Origin of the sequence: Pseudobutyrivibrio ruminis, from assembly GCF_015057245.1 — a bacterium.
In the GTDB taxonomy this organism is placed as follows: Bacteria; Bacillota; Clostridia; order Lachnospirales; family Lachnospiraceae; genus Pseudobutyrivibrio; species Pseudobutyrivibrio ruminis_E.
The window spans coordinates 1-14,916 of sequence record NZ_SVET01000015.1; the positions used below are offsets into that span (position 1 = coordinate 1).

14 protein-coding genes are annotated in these 14,916 nt (G+C 38.1%); 3 read left to right on the forward strand and 11 right to left on the reverse strand.

Annotated elements, in window-relative coordinates; genetic code table 11:
• The coding region (efp, locus tag E7274_RS11295) for an elongation factor P (protein ID WP_304176012.1) at nucleotides 1-467 on the reverse strand (467 nt) is incomplete at its 3' end.
• Between the two features lie 193 nt (nucleotides 468-660).
• On the opposite strand from efp, the gene E7274_RS11300 reads away from it, so the two are divergent.
• Nucleotides 661-1,806 (forward strand): substrate-binding domain-containing protein, encoded by a 1,146-nt coding sequence (locus E7274_RS11300; protein ID WP_304176014.1) that lies wholly within the window; start codon nucleotides 661-663, stop codon nucleotides 1,804-1,806.
• Here E7274_RS11300 and E7274_RS11305 read toward each other — a convergent pair.
• Nucleotides 1,796-3,451, reverse strand: coding sequence for an ABC transporter substrate binding protein (locus E7274_RS11305; protein WP_304176016.1), 1,656 nt, complete (start codon nucleotides 3,449-3,451; stop codon nucleotides 1,796-1,798). The genes E7274_RS11300 and E7274_RS11305 overlap by 11 nt on opposite strands.
• Nucleotides 3,452-3,600: 149 nt before the next feature.
• Here E7274_RS11305 and E7274_RS11310 point away from each other — a divergent pair, with 149 nt between their 5' ends.
• The gene (locus E7274_RS11310; RefSeq protein ID WP_304176018.1) at nucleotides 3,601-4,050 is read left to right on the forward strand and encodes a CYTH domain-containing protein; all 450 of its coding nucleotides are present in this window, start codon (nucleotides 3,601-3,603) and stop codon (nucleotides 4,048-4,050) included.
• 35 nt (nucleotides 4,051-4,085) lie between these two features.
• Here E7274_RS11310 and E7274_RS11315 read toward each other — a convergent pair whose 3' ends face one another.
• From E7274_RS11315 to E7274_RS11350, 8 genes are all read right to left on the reverse strand, one after another.
• Entirely contained in the window at nucleotides 4,086-5,768 is a 1,683-nt protein-coding gene (locus E7274_RS11315) for an alpha-amylase family glycosyl hydrolase (RefSeq protein ID WP_334298922.1), read from the reverse strand.
• 99 nt (nucleotides 5,769-5,867) lie between these two features.
• Nucleotides 5,868-6,770 carry an adenylylsulfate kinase gene (locus E7274_RS11320; RefSeq protein ID WP_304176020.1) on the reverse strand — a complete coding sequence of 301 codons (903 nt, stop codon included), beginning with the start codon at nucleotides 6,768-6,770 and terminating at the stop codon, nucleotides 5,868-5,870.
• A gap of 183 nt (nucleotides 6,771-6,953) precedes the next feature.
• Nucleotides 6,954-7,607: a DUF5067 domain-containing protein gene (locus E7274_RS11325; protein ID WP_304176022.1), complete on the reverse strand. Its 654-nt coding sequence runs from the start codon at nucleotides 7,605-7,607 to the stop codon at nucleotides 6,954-6,956.
• Nucleotides 7,608-7,618: 11 nt separating this feature from the next.
• Entirely contained in the window at nucleotides 7,619-8,446 is an 828-nt protein-coding gene (locus tag E7274_RS11330) for a DUF5067 domain-containing protein (RefSeq protein WP_304176024.1), read from the reverse strand.
• 135 nt (nucleotides 8,447-8,581) lie between these two features.
• Nucleotides 8,582-9,583, reverse strand: a complete 1,002-nt coding sequence (locus E7274_RS11335) for a substrate-binding domain-containing protein (protein WP_304176026.1) — start codon at nucleotides 9,581-9,583, stop codon at nucleotides 8,582-8,584.
• A gap of 13 nt (nucleotides 9,584-9,596) precedes the next feature.
• Nucleotides 9,597-11,591 carry a methyl-accepting chemotaxis protein gene (locus tag E7274_RS11340; protein WP_304176028.1) on the reverse strand — a complete coding sequence of 665 codons (1,995 nt, stop codon included), beginning with the start codon at nucleotides 11,589-11,591 and terminating at the stop codon, nucleotides 9,597-9,599.
• 2 nt (nucleotides 11,592-11,593) lie between these two features.
• Entirely contained in the window at nucleotides 11,594-11,842 is a 249-nt protein-coding gene (locus tag E7274_RS11345; protein WP_304176030.1) for a hypothetical protein, read from the reverse strand.
• A 32-nt stretch (nucleotides 11,843-11,874) separates the two neighbouring features.
• Nucleotides 11,875-12,885 (reverse strand): phosphatidylinositol-specific phospholipase C, encoded by a 1,011-nt coding sequence (locus tag E7274_RS11350; protein WP_304176032.1) that lies wholly within the window; start codon nucleotides 12,883-12,885, stop codon nucleotides 11,875-11,877.
• An 89-nt stretch (nucleotides 12,886-12,974) separates the two neighbouring features.
• Here E7274_RS11350 and E7274_RS11355 point away from each other — a divergent pair, with 89 nt between their 5' ends.
• Nucleotides 12,975-13,235: a GNAT family acetyltransferase gene (locus E7274_RS11355; protein ID WP_304176034.1), complete on the forward strand. Its 261-nt coding sequence runs from the start codon at nucleotides 12,975-12,977 to the stop codon at nucleotides 13,233-13,235.
• A gap of 53 nt (nucleotides 13,236-13,288) precedes the next feature.
• On the opposite strand, the gene E7274_RS11360 is transcribed toward E7274_RS11355, so the two are convergent.
• Nucleotides 13,289-14,911, reverse strand: a complete 1,623-nt coding sequence (locus tag E7274_RS11360) for a GGDEF domain-containing protein (RefSeq protein WP_304176036.1) — start codon at nucleotides 14,909-14,911, stop codon at nucleotides 13,289-13,291.
• Nucleotides 14,912-14,916: the final 5 nt, after the last annotated feature.

A 14,916-nucleotide genomic window follows, 5' to 3' on the forward strand; every position in this document is an offset into this window, starting at 1 on the left:
GTCTCAACTGTAGCAGGCTTTGTAGCACCTGTAGCTGTATCGCCCTTGAAACCTGGCTCTGTATCTGTAATCTGAAGCTCAACAAACATAGGTGGCTCAACTGAGAAGATTGAACCGTTGTGTGAAAGCATCTTTACGATTTCATTTTCCTTAACGAACTTAAGAGCGTCACCAATCTGATCTGATGTAAGAGCTACCTGATCGTATGTCTCAACATCCATGAAGTTGTAAAGATCACCATCGTTGTAGAGATACTGCATATCCTTACGATCGATACGTGCTGCTGGGAACTTCTCTGTTGGACGGAAAGATGTTTCTGTAACACCACCGTTCTTTATGTTCTTAAGCTTAGTACGAACGAAAGCTGCACCCTTACCTGGCTTTACATGCTGAAATTCAATTACCTGATAAACCTGATTATCCATTTCGATAGTCATACCGTTTCTAAAATCACCGGCTGTAATCATTATAAATTCCTCCTTAAAAGCTATACCTATACCGAGCCCTACCACATCGCCCGGATATATTAGCACTCGTAATGGTAATTTTACTCCAATTTCACTGTTTTTTCAATATGTAATTGGGTTTACTATTCTTTAAGATACTGATAACATATAATATATAAGATTTTTGGGATTGTTTTTGAGATAGGAGTATCTTATGAAATTAAACAAATTTCTTAGTAAAATTCTTATATATTCTTTAGCATTTTGTCTTTGTGGCTGCGGCTTAAATTCTGCCAATTCGTCCACAAAAAACACAGTCACTGCTGAAACTCATTCACAAGATTATTCAGTCACATATTCCGGAGAAAATATCAAAAAAATTGGCATTTGCATGCCTGCTATAGAACTCGAACGTTGGGTTAATGACGGCAATCTTCTGAAGCAAAACTTTGAAAAAGCTGGCTATGAAGTGGAAATATCATATGGCGACAATTTAATTGACACTCAAATTAATGATATCAACCAAATGATTGACGACGGTGTGGATTTATTAATAATTGCTCCTGTTGATTCCGACTCTCTAGGCACATGCATGGAAAGAGCTAATGAAAACAATATTCCCGTTATTGCCTATGACAGATTGATTTTCGACGCACCATATCTTTTAGCTTATGTAAGCTATGATAATTATATGGTTGGCGCCCTCCAAGCAGAATATATTATCGATGCTTTAGATTTAGACAACGCTACTGGTTCCTATAATTTAGAGATTTTTGCTGGCGATCCAGCCGACAATAATGCTCTTTATTTTTACAATGGAGCAATGGATGCACTAACTCCATATATTGAAAGCGGTGCTCTTACTATCCCATCTGGCCAATCAGACTATTATAGCTGTTCTATTTCATCTTGGTCTACTTCACTCGCTAAAACAAGAATGGATATTCTTATATCAAGCTACTATTCTAAGAATACACAACTAGATGCCGTTCTTGTTTCAAATGACTCTTTAGCTCTTGGCGTAACAAGTGCAATCGAAACTTCATATAACAAGGATAATTCTGTAATAATAACCGGCCAAGACTGTGATACTGCTAATATTGAAAATATCACAAATGGTCTTCAAAGTATGTCAATCTATAAAAATCTGCAGAATGAAGTTTTGGTTACTTGCTATATTGTAGAAGCTTTCACTAATGGTTATTCTCCTAATAACAATTTATGTGAAGGAAGCCAATTCGATTTCCAAGTTACATTTGACACTACATCCTATGGAACAAATGAATACTCAGTTAATTCATATCTTTTAACCCCGCAGGTTGTTACAAAAGATAATATTGATTCAATCACTAATTATTAAAAAGATCTGGACTATACATTCTAAAACCATTGCGTCCATCCTTTTTTACGCGATATAATGCTTGATCCGCCATTGTCATAAGTCTACCTGGATTTTCTGTGTCTATAGGATATATAGCTCCCCCCATTGATAATGTAGGGGTAATAATATCTTTCTTTACCCTTATACCATTTTTTAAGGCCTCCCTAACTTTTCCAGCAATCTCTTCGCACTTATCTGTATAAGGCTCTTTGACAAGTATTACAAACTCATCGCCACCTATTCTGGCAGCTGTAGCACCATATTCTTTTGATACCTTCTGAAGTAATCTCGCAATATCTATAAGCACCTCATCTCCAACCTGATGACCTTTTGTATCATTTATCTGCTTAAAATAATCTACATCTACAATAATCAGCGCGTGCCTTTCCTTATGTGCTGCCAATGGCCTTACAAGTTTGCCTATATATAATCTGTTGGCAATTCCTGTTAGCGGGTCTGTATTTATGGTCTTCTCGCGCCTTCTATTTGTAATAGAAAGTATTACAATTATAGTTATTAATAATATACAAACCAATCCCACAAGATTAGTAATAAGCACATTTTTCCTATACCATTTGCCAAAGGTTTCATGTTCATTAATTACGTATGTTCCTTCAGGAAGATTTTTTATTTTAATACCATACTTATCTAAGGCAGATTGCTCAAAATATGTTATGGTAACTGTATCTGAAACCATGCTTATATCCTTAGGTGGAGTGCCCATAAGTATTCTTGCCGCCATGTCTCCAGCTTCTTTTCCAGCTTCATAAAAGGAATAAGAAACACCTCCCAAAACTCCATTTTCTATATCTGCAGATGATGTTCTGAAAATCGGTACATTATTAACTGACTGAGATATAAGCTTTGTTGCCGCCTCCAGTGAATAAATATTACCATCTCCATCTTCAACAAAATCCAAATACAGGATAATATCATTTTCATCAAGATTTCCAAGATATTCTCTCACACCATTTTTAGAATATCTGGAAGTATTTAATATCTTATACTTCTGGTCCGGATACTTGGAAATAAAGTTCATAAACTGAACGTACTCACCTTGGCCAGTATTAGTGCCATCTACAATAGCAACAATTGTATCTCTCTCAGGAAATAGCTTTTTCATCAGCTCGTAGTTTGACTCGAAATCTGGTATTTCAGCAACGCCTGTAACATTTTCCAGTACTGCTGCAGATTCAGCCTCTGAAATACTATTTATTCCCATAAATACAATCGGCATGTCCTTAAACAAGGTGTCTCTATAATTGAGAGCAAATCTAAGCGCTGTATCATCAGCCACGATTAAAAGATCATACTTTTCAGTTTTGCCCATTTTGTATGCTAAATAATCATAAAATTCCTGAATATCACTGGAAGTAAAGAAATTTTTTGTATCCATAGATTCATATGTCAATGATATATTTAAATCATATTCCTCAGAAAGCAATCCTGCTTCGATGCCATCTGTTTCATCAGGAACTATATCATAGGCATAGTTATAAGACAGAAGACAAAGTACCCTATAATTTTCATCACTAGCGTTTTCTGCTTCTGTTATAGAACGACTATTAAAAAATATGATTAAGAATAAACAAATTATCGCAAAACTACGTAGCCACCTTCTCATTTAATGCCCCCACATGCTTAACAAGTAACAGCTTTGTAATATTCGACAAATACATCATAATTGATTTTTTTGAAATTTTAATGAATAATTTTGCTGCAAACGGTAAAATATCCTTATATTTATATTAGTTTATTTGAGGAGTCAGTCAAATGGAAATCGAGAAAAAATTTTTGATTAAGAATTTACCAGATTTATCAGAATACAATTATGTAGATATTCAGCAAGGCTATTTATCCACTCACCCTGTAGTTCGAATCCGTCGCAAAGATAACGATTATATTCTTACCTACAAAGGGAGCGGTATGCTTGCCCATGAAGAAATCGAAGCAGCTCTTACAAAAGAAGCCTATGAACACCTTTTAGAAAAAATTGACGGGTTTGCAATCACTAAGCGCCGCTATCTCATCCCACTAGAGCCATACACTATTGAGCTTGATGTCTTCGCCGGACATATGGAAGGCTTAATCATGGCAGAAGTAGAATTTCCTACAATAGAGGCAGCCGAAAGCTTCACCCCACCAGAATGGTTTGGTGAGGATGTCACCAATGACCGCCGCTACCACAACTCCAATATGATCTTCGGAAATCCGCTAAAATAAAAGCCAACTTGTCAACGTAACAAGTTGGCTTCCTTTTATTTAATTTGGTACTCTAGGCTTTCGAAATCTGCCTCTAGAGTAATGGTGTCATTATCCTTTGTCCATGTAAAGGAAACAACTGAACCATTGGTATTGATTGAAAGTTTACTATCAAAACCAAATGCAGGATGTGACTTACGAAGCTGCAAAAGCTCTATCTGCTTTTTAACAACGTCCTTTTTAAGTCCTTCCTCAATTTGCTCCATTGTAAGATTTGTTCTGTTGATTTCTTTGTGACCACCTGCGCCTGCACGAGCAACAGCTTCGTGATCATTTTTACCTGCGAACAAATCTAAGTACCATACCTGTGGCTTACCTGGCATAAACATCTGAATTGCTCTGGCAAAGAGCATTTTCTTATCGTCTTCACCTAATGCACTGTAGTATGTGGCATTTACCTGATAGTACATATTCTTTGCTCCGTGAAGATCCTTTACAAATCCTCCTCTAGAAACAAGTACATCTATCATCTTCTGGATTTCATCTTCTGGAAGGAGTCCCTTCAAATCAAGAAGTGGTATACCATCGTGGCAACCAAGCATGTTTACAACTCTGATATCCTTTTCAACAAGCTCTTTTGCCCAGTTGATAAGAACTTCTGGATTGTGATTCTCGATTGCGTATATAAGAAGTCCTGGTAAGAAGAAATCGTATGTCATGTAGCCTTTGCCTGCTACTAACTCATAAATCTTCTCGCCGTAGCTTGCGTGAATTTCTGGAAGTAATGTTACTCCGTTTTTGTCTGCAAGCTCTCTAACCTTCTGTAGTAAATCCCAAGTACCAGGATCATTCAAGAAATTCTTCTCGCCTGGCTCCTTAGGAGCATATGCGAATGCATCAAGTCTGACGATTTTAGCACCGTATGATGAAAGTGTCTTAAGAGTGTTTTCATAGAATTCCCAAACAAGTGGAGACTTGATATTCAAGTCCATCTGTCCTAAGTATCTACGGCTGCTCTCAAGTAAATCAACAACCTCATCACGATACTGTTCGTATTTTCCAAGCTTCAATTCTGCTACGCTTGTTCCCTGGCTGATTTGGGAATTAACACACTGTGCCAAACGTGTAGCAGCCACATACTGGATATCCATCTTTTCCATAAGGTCTTCAGCTTCAAGATTCTTGTAGCGAACCTCCTGATAGAATGTGTTCCAATATGGTACGTTTCTGCCATCTGGGAATCTTACCATAAGAATTGGTAAACCTGGCTTGCGGAAAAACATATCCTTGATATATTTTTCATCTGGCTGAATGTAACCCTCTTTTGTGAGAGTACCGCAACCTTCCCAGAATTTGTTCCAGTCAATGAAGAAATCCTTGTACTTAGAATTCTCACCATTTTTGATGATATCCTGGAACTCCTTTGATAATACAGATGCGTGGTTAAGGATGAAATCAAGCTTAAGGTCGATGCCCATATCCTTGATAGCCTCAATGGCTTCCTTACTACCAAGCTCCTCATTGATTCCATAATCAATTACTGAGAAACCTCTGTCTAAGTCTGTATTAAAAATACTTGGAAGGATGTAGAATGACTCGAATACGTCCTTCAATTCATCCTTACTAAGAACCTTTACAATATCATCTAATGTGCCTCCCATAGAATCTGGGTAAGCATTTAACATTGGTCCATTACTCACAATTAATCCTCCTAGTCTGTCTGTTACGATAACAAGCATTATGAATTCTCCGTTCCGCATAAAAAGCTTCACTTGAGAATTATAATAGCTTGTTATCTACAGACCCATCTAAATTTTAAATATTACATTACTACATTATTAGTTACCCATTAGCGCTTGGTATTCGCTATACGAAAGTAACTCACCTGATTTAGAAAGAATAATTTTTGCCTTGTGAGCCTGTGACTTTAAAAGGTTCTGCTCGAGTTCCAACACAAGCATAGTGAATGCACTATCAGTCTTGCCATCACGATTTCTAGCTCTGCGGTGAGCCAGTGTCTCTTCTGGTGTGCTGTTGAGAAGGATTGGAATATCCACGCCTTCATAGTTATCACTATTACCATGTGTCCATTCAATAACTAGAACTTTTTTGTTTGTAAAATCAACTTCATCATACCAAAGTTCAGAATCGGTTCTACCCATTCTCTTAAGGTAGATCTTATCCTGGCCGGATTTGAAAGCCTTAACAATACCAGTTACTTCATCGAAATCAATTTCGTTTGTAGTTCCAAGATAGCCTGTGAGTCCTTCTCTACCAGCATCAAGATAAGCCTTCATCCATGGATCAGTTGAAACATGGTCAGCTGAAGCATCTGTCTCCTCCTGTTGCCAAGCTCTAAGCTTGTCGAAGTGTTCAGGTGTTGCTTCATTAGCCTTTACAAGGCCTCTTACACCGCTAGTTCTAAAGATGCGAAGTCTCTCAGCATCGTTGTACATAGGAATTCTTCTAGGATAGTTGTCTCCTGACATTGTATAAGCACCAATGCCCTTCTCATTTAAGAAATAAGAAATGAGAGACGCTGTCTCAGACTTTCCTACTCCTGAGCCACCGCAAACTGCTATGACAGCTCTGCCATCCTTTGCGATAACCTCATCTAGCATGCCCTCAAGCTTCTCCATAATAAGAGTTGCCTTTCTAACATGCTCCTCACCTATTTCTACCTTGTCACCTGGCATATCGCCATGTGGAAGTGCCTCGTATTGTTTAAGATCAATAGCCATAATAATATCCTCCTGCTCACTATAGATATGACATAAACAACACGCAATAAGTATACCAAAATATATTTAACGTTAAACCGCTTTACCCCAATTTTATTTAATTTACCGAAAAATCTGTCTGAATGCACAAACAAAAAAGCTGCCACACTTTCATTGTGTGACAGCCTAATTAAAAGCTAATGATTAAAGAGAATCTTCGAATTCATCAATACCTTCATCGCTGATGTAATCATCGTACTCATCAATATATTCATTTGTGTTATCAATCAAATCGTCGATTGAATATGAGCCTTCGAAAAGAACCTCATCTGCGTAGTGAGTGTAATCTGTACATACAATATCAACATCGTAATCTGCACTATTCAACTCATATCCTAAGATAATTGGAATAGACTCACCTGGTTTAATTTCTGCATAGTTAAGCTTTGATGTACCAGAAATGTATGCTCTATCAAGAGAAATACCATCCTGCTTTACTTCAACATTAACTACACTCGCAAAATCCATTACCTCATCAGAGTTGTTTGTAAACTCACCTACAAGGTAAACAATAACTACATCATCATAATACTCATCTGTTCCAAGTAATGCTGTATCTACATTGAATGCGAACTTACTTGATGTGTCGATTGTGCCTGCTACGATAACATCGTCATCATCCTCGTCATCCTCTGACTTCTTCTTTGAATCCTTGTCATCGTCCTCATCATCCTCTTCGTCTTCAGAATCTGCTGACTGTTCAACCTTATCCTTGATAGCAGAAGATTTGCCACATCCTGTTACGCCAAATACAAGTGCAAAAGAAACAAGAAGAGCTGCTAATAATCTCTTTTTCATATCGGCCTCCCTTATTTAACCTGGATTTCCTTTTCCAAGATTACAGCCTGATCAAAGCTCTGCCAATCTGTAAGCTTGATTTCAACATTTGAATCGCTAGTAAGCTCATAAACTCTGCGAACCTTAATGCTAGCACCAGACTTAATATCTGTTGAGCTTGCTGAATAAGAATCTTCGTCATACATTGGATGGTTGTATGGAAGGTAGCCAGACTGAAGTTCAACACCATCCTGGAATAATTCTTCCTCAACTGCTGAGCTAAAGCTTATAGCTTCGTCAGAGTTGTTTGTAAATGTGTAATCGATAACTACAATGTTATTTCCATCGCCATCATCTGTAACTGTTACATTGTCGATAGAAACATCGAATTCGCTTTCAGAAACCTTAGCCTCAACATCAGCCATTGAAATAGTCTCATCAAGAACGCCTACAGTTTTGTAATCCTTGATTGTGTATGATGTTAATTCAAGCTGAAGTTCAGAATCCTCATCATATTCAATACCAGAGATATCAAAAGTAGCCTGAACCATTCCTGATTCTCCACTCTTAATCTTTCCATCGGCGATAGCATATGGGTTGTCAGATCCTAAATAAGATGTGCTAAGTGTTGTGCCATCAAGAGTAGCTACAAGATTATATGCAACTGTATAGTTGTCTAAGTATGAATCTGTGTTGTTTGTAGCATCAAGATTTACAACCAATGCTGTTCCGTCGTAAGTGCCACATGTAAAAACCTCGTCAACTGTTGCCTCGTACTGTGGGGTAGAGCCTTTACCACATGCTGTGAATAGTGAGCCTGCCATAACAACTGTGGCAGCTAATAGCGTTACTTTTTTCATAATCATCCTCCTAAACGCTTTTTTTCTAATTTTATAGCTAGTTAATTTTATATCATCTTTGAACTTATTTCAATAAATTAAGACAAAATAAAAAAAGTCGTTGAGTAATATTACACAACGACTTTATTCAGTCTATTATTGAACTTCTGAAACATTTGAAGCGTCAACTGGAACAAATGGAACCAGCACGTATTTCAAATCATCTGTAGCCCCTTCAATTGATGAAATTGACTGGCCTTTGGACAATACTGCACATGCATTTACCGCTGCAACTCCCTGGCCCTGAGCATCCTGTAATACTGTCATATACATATCGCCCGCCTTGATTGAAGCGCATCCATCTGCAGTTGCGTCTACTCCTGCTACAAGGTACTTTGAAGGATCATATCCATTATCCTTAAGCCACTTAACTGCGCCAAGCGCCATTGTGTCATTGTTACAGAAGATTGCATCAAAGCTCTGATTTGTAAGCTTAAACACATCCAGTTTTTCATATGCTTCTGTATCTGACCAGTTTGCATAGTCCATAAATACTATGTTTGCATCTACTCCATTATCACGGTAAAAATACTTGATAGCATTTGTTCTACCAATAGCTCCTGCGTGGCCCTTCTCGCCCTCAAGAATCACAATATTCATGGATGATGGATTGCCTAGCTTATTCCATACGTATTCAGCCTGGAATGCTCCAGCATCCTGTTCAAAAGATCCTGCATAAATATATTTATCTGCCTTTAAATACTCTGAACTAGGCTCATTATTTACAAATACAATAGGTAAATCTCCTGCTGCAATTTCCATCTGCAGAGCAGTAGAAATATCTACAATTCGGCAAATGATAGCGTTGTACTTTCCAGATGCCGCTGCTGCTTCAATCATGTGAAGCTGGTCATCTGTACTGTTGCCACAATACTCAGTTGTTACTGTTGCTCCTGATTCAGCTGCCGCCTCATTTATAGCATCGCTAAGCGCAGCTCTGAAAGTGTCATCTACATCAGGGATTGAAAAATAAATATTTGTCCCCTTTGCTGAAACTTTTCCTGAAGCCGAACTACCGCTTCCGCATCCCACCATAGAAGCTATAGCCAGCACACCTATCATCGTCATACATAATAGTTTTTTAATATTTAATCTCATGGCGTAGCCCCCTCTATATCTTGAATTGCTGAACATAAGCTGAAAGTGTATCTGATGTACTTGCAAGCTCATGGGAATTGTCTGCCACATCCTGGCTGCTAGCAGTGATACTATTTGCCTGCTCAACCATGTGATGGCTTGTTTCAAGGATTTCATCAGCACTAGCTGCCTGCTCCTCTGAAATAGCTGCAACGTTGCCTGCAACATCATCAACCTTTTGGACATCCTGAATCATTAAATCAAGCAATTCATTTGACTTTTCAATATTCTGGTAAATCTGATCAAATGTATCAACAGCTGTATCGATAAGTTGGCTGTTTGCGTCGATATTTTCAGCGCTAGCCTCTGCCTGTTCAACTACAGAATTTATAGCCTTCTGAACATCATTTATAAGTCTTGATATATTATCTGCACTTGCTGCTGAATTCTGTGCAAGCTTTCCGATTTCACTTGCTACTACTGCAAATCCCTTACCAGCCTCTCCAGCTCTTGCAGCTTCAATTGAAGCATTGAGCGAAAGAAGATTTGTCTCGTCTGCAATTTCTGCAATCAAGCCAACAATCTTTGTGATTTCCTCTGATGCTTTGCCAACATCATTAATCTTATTAACAAGCTCATCGTTGCTATTTTTGATTCCCTGCATAGCAACCGAAAGCTGTTCCATATCATCTCGGCCCTTCTTGCTGATTTCAACTGTTTCCTTCATGCTAGCGTTGGCCTGATTAGAATTCTCCCTGGTGTCAGAAACAACCATGGCAAGAGTTGTGGCGTTTTCAGCGATTTCATTAACTGCCACTGCCAACTGATCAACAGTACTATTTAAGTTCTGCATAGCATCTGCCTGTGAACGAGATGCCTCAAACATATCTTTTGATACTTTATCAGAGTTATCCGACTGCTCTTTAAGCTTTTCAGACTCCTCATTAATTGTAGAAAGCATGGTACGCATCGATTCCACAAATTCGCTAACCTTGCTTCCCATCAAGCCGATTTCATCATCGCTCTCCTGCTTAACCTCAATTGTGAAGTCGCCAGCTGACATATCTGTAATGTTCTTTGTGATATGTCCAAGTGGGGCAATAACTTTCGAAACCAGCAGATTAATCATAATAACAATAATGATTACTGCGATGATGCCTACTATAATAAGGAGATTTGTCAGCATCATTACATCCTTAAGGATGACTGAATCTGCAATATATGAAACAAGCACCCAGTCTGTTCCCTGAATCTCGCTAAATGCAACTTCGTATCCGTTTAATGCAACTGTGTCGTAATCTCTAGTCTCAAGCTTTTCTGCGATTGATGCCATTAGCTTGTCACTATCCGAAGTTGTAAGAGTAGTAGATATACGTTCTGGATCTCTGTGTGCAAGAATGGTGTTGTCTGATGCATCGATAAGGAATGATGCAGCAGAATCCATCTTCACTCCTGAGTTTACAATAATACTGATTTGATCAAGAGATAAATCAGCAGCGATTACCTTAAGCTCACCACTGCCATCATTTAAGATACCCGATGCACTTATTACAGATGTGCCCTCATCATTTATATAAGCAGTGCCATAGTTCATGTTTACACTAGTGATACCCTGCTTGAAGAATGTTTCTTCTGTAGGATTTGTCACTCTTAAACCGGAACCACTTGAAGCATAGAAGCGCCCATCTGCTGTAGCAACGTATGGACCTTCTGTGCAATACTTATTATATCCATAGAAGGAATCAAGAATTCTCTGCAATCCCTCTTCATCTGGCTGGGTCTGTTCGATTACCTGTTTTACTGTTGAGAAATTTTCAAGATTTTCGTCAAGCCAGGATTCGATATTATCTGCCTGATTAGAAATTGATGAATCCAATTGAGCAGTGGCCATGTCTGTCATACTATTTCTAGAAAGAACAGTTGCTATTCCAACTAAAACGAGAATAGTGACTATTACCACTGGTAAAAGCAAAAATATTAATTTGTTTTTAATCTTTTTTTGCCTTGCTTTGTTTTTTGTATTTGCCATTTCTATCTCCTAAATCTTTCTGTCTCGTATTTAGCTCTAGTACGTACACAAACTTTTAAGTCCTGTAGTCTTGATTCGATGTCCCCATCATCGATTACAACATCAATGGATGATGCCATGTTGTCGATAAGAAGATCGTCAAAATCCATTGTTGGTGTTGCAACCAAAAGCTTGTATTTATCCTCGAAGGAATCCGTGTCAAGGAACTCCAATAGTATTGGATTTACCTCTTCATTCTCTAGCTTTTCCATGTACTTTCCTCCTATATTATTTTCTATAGTATTTAAAACTGGTTTGTATAATATATATGTCTTGCTAAATCCTTATTTCCAAAATCTACAATAATAATTCCATAGCTAGTATCATCTTTTAACTGGTATTCCATTAAAAGTTCATTTAATGTATTGGCATATCCACGTGGATGTCCAATCTTTCCATCTCCACTTGTGCTAACAAAGTTCAGGAACAATGTATTCTCGTCTGCCTCGCAGTTTTCAAGTCCATCTACGATTGCTTCATACTTATCCTCAACGTTGTATTTATATCTGTCCTGTATCCACACTCTGAAATTGTTATACACATAAAGCTCATATGGAATATCGATAGGTGTATTATTATTCTGCTCTGCCCACTGCATATTAAGTCCCATCATATCTGTTGCAGCTGCATCAGAGAATCTTGTAGCAAGCACAATACGCCCTCTTGCATCACTCAGCAAAGGTATCTCATCCTCAGTGTACCAATAATCTTTATTAGCACTTATCTGTTCAGTTAATAAATTTTGGATATCGCTTACCGAATGGTCATCGTCTTCTATCTTAATATTTACAATGACTGTCTCTGTAGGATACTGCTGCAAAAAGCTATATACGTCAGCGCACACATCATCAAAATATAGATAATCCGAAAATAGATTGCCATCTTCATGACAGCTGGCAAAATTATGTACCATCTTTACTTTATTCGTCTTTTCGTCTAAGGCAACGCGAAAATCTAAATATCTATAGCCATTCTCCAACTGTTCTGAAACATCTGTATCCTGGCATCTCATCACATATCCCAGCATGACATTTCTTGCACAGCTATCATGTGTTCCAGGAATAGTAATTTCTGATAAGTAAAGGTCGTCAGACAGGTTGCCCATCCAACTAGTTGTATCGGCATAAGGAACGGATTCATCAATACTTACGCTTGAATAAGTGTCATCATCACTTACAAAAAGTACCACAAGAATGACTACTATAATAGCAATCATTATACCGCACACAATTCTAAAGATTCGTCCTTTTCCCATATGGTACATCCCCCTATCTCCATTTTTTCTTATGCTCATTTTACCATTTATTAGTGACAAAGTCTTATAGTTTCTTTAAAATATAGCTTATGATAGAACGAAAGAGACTCCTTTCAATAGGATATTACAAAAAAGCTCCCTCATTCACAGGAAGCGATGGCAACAAATGCTACAAAATTCAAAAATTAAGTGAAGAAGGTGCTGATGACAAATTCCAAGCAACCATCTGGCCTGGCCCATTCAGCTCCGAAAACACTCCCGACGAAAAAAAGCTCTCAAACACCGCCCCATTTACCGAGGACGGCCTCCAAGAGCTGGTAGACTGGATGAATTCCACCCCCATAGAGTAACCCCCACGGCTTGCTTGTACCACGCACTACATACGGCGGTGGAATTCAGACGGTTAGGATATGGCGGCCTTGAGCTCACGTTTATTTTCGTACATGTGAGCATCGGCGCGTTTTAGTAGAGCACGGAAGTCTCTGTCTAATTTGGCGTCATATTTTGCATCTCCAACGGCTACGCCGATATCGAAGACGTGATCACCTTCAAGGTTGGCTGTGTATACTTTTGCCATGAAAAGCTTTTTCAGGCGTTCCATATTTATGTGGCGTCCTGCTGGAATTATACAGCAGAACTCATCACCACCAGTTCTATAACAGTTGCCGTATTTACCGTAAACACTGTTGAATAACTCGGCTACGATTGAGATGTATTCATCGCCGGCTTCATGTCCATAAGTATCGTTGCAATGTTTTAATCCGTTGGCATCAGCTACGACTGCTACAAGTCCCTCTAGGCTACCGCCTTTTTCTGCTTCTACCTTAGTCTGTCTTTCAAATGCATTTCTGTTGTAAAGGCCCGTCATGCTGTCGGTAAGTGCAAATAATTCAAGCTGCTTTGCTCGACGTCCTTTTTCTAAAATCTCATTGGCTTCTTTAATCATGTCCCAAGCAAGCATAAATACGAAGATTAAGAATACATATCTGCCTACTTTATCAGCATCTCCAAGAGCTCTGTAGTATTGAGCTACATCTACAAATAGTGCGAACACAAATAAAGATAATCCCGCTGCACATATCTCAAGTCTACGTGAAAAGTTTCTACGAATGATCTGCCCAACCATTCCTGTGATGAGGTATACTGCTGCAACCATTAAAAGGACTTGTGTAAATACAAGTGTTTCTCTGTACTCTGCAATTTTAGTGAAATGAAGCACTGATAACACTACGGTCTGCACTACTGAGTACCCAATGATTATTTTGTGGAATATAGCTGCTTTTATTTCCAAGTATGAATCAAAGAACATAATCATGGATGGTACTGCAAGCATCAAGCAAAAGTATGGTATTAATGAATCTACAATCTTATTATTCATTATAAGTGATGATACGTCTGTCTCGTTTATTGACCAAACACCGCAGAAGAATGAAAAATATCCAAGGTATAATAGGTCTCTGCTAAGATTTTGTTTTTCATGCATAACCGCATAGTATATGAACAATAGTATGCTAAGAAAAACTACCAGCATACTTGCAAAAAATCTAGGCATTGATGCTGTCATTATGTCATCGTACATGCCATATGAACTTCCGATGTAAAAGGTGAGTTTTTGATCTGCAACAATATCATAAGATGGCTTTATAATAACTGCGATTTGAACCATCTTTTCATTGATTTCAACAAAATTGTATGTAGAACCAGGACTTGATGTCCAGAAGCCACCAGTCTTATTGAAAGAATAAATTTCTCGGCCCATATTATAAGCCGTAACTTCCTGGTGGGCTGTATAGAACGCTATACCTGAATAATGATAATCATAATCTACTAGCTTAAAGAAATATTCCTTTGAACCATCAGATAATAGAGCCACGGAATACGGCTCAATTTCTTCTGTTATAACATTATCTACTGAGTTTGTTGTTGTAAAATAACATAATGCAAGAACTATAGCCGCTGCTACAACTATAGCTATGTTTATTTTCCCTAATAACCCTATTTTTTTACCCTTATTTTCCTGTGCCATAACTA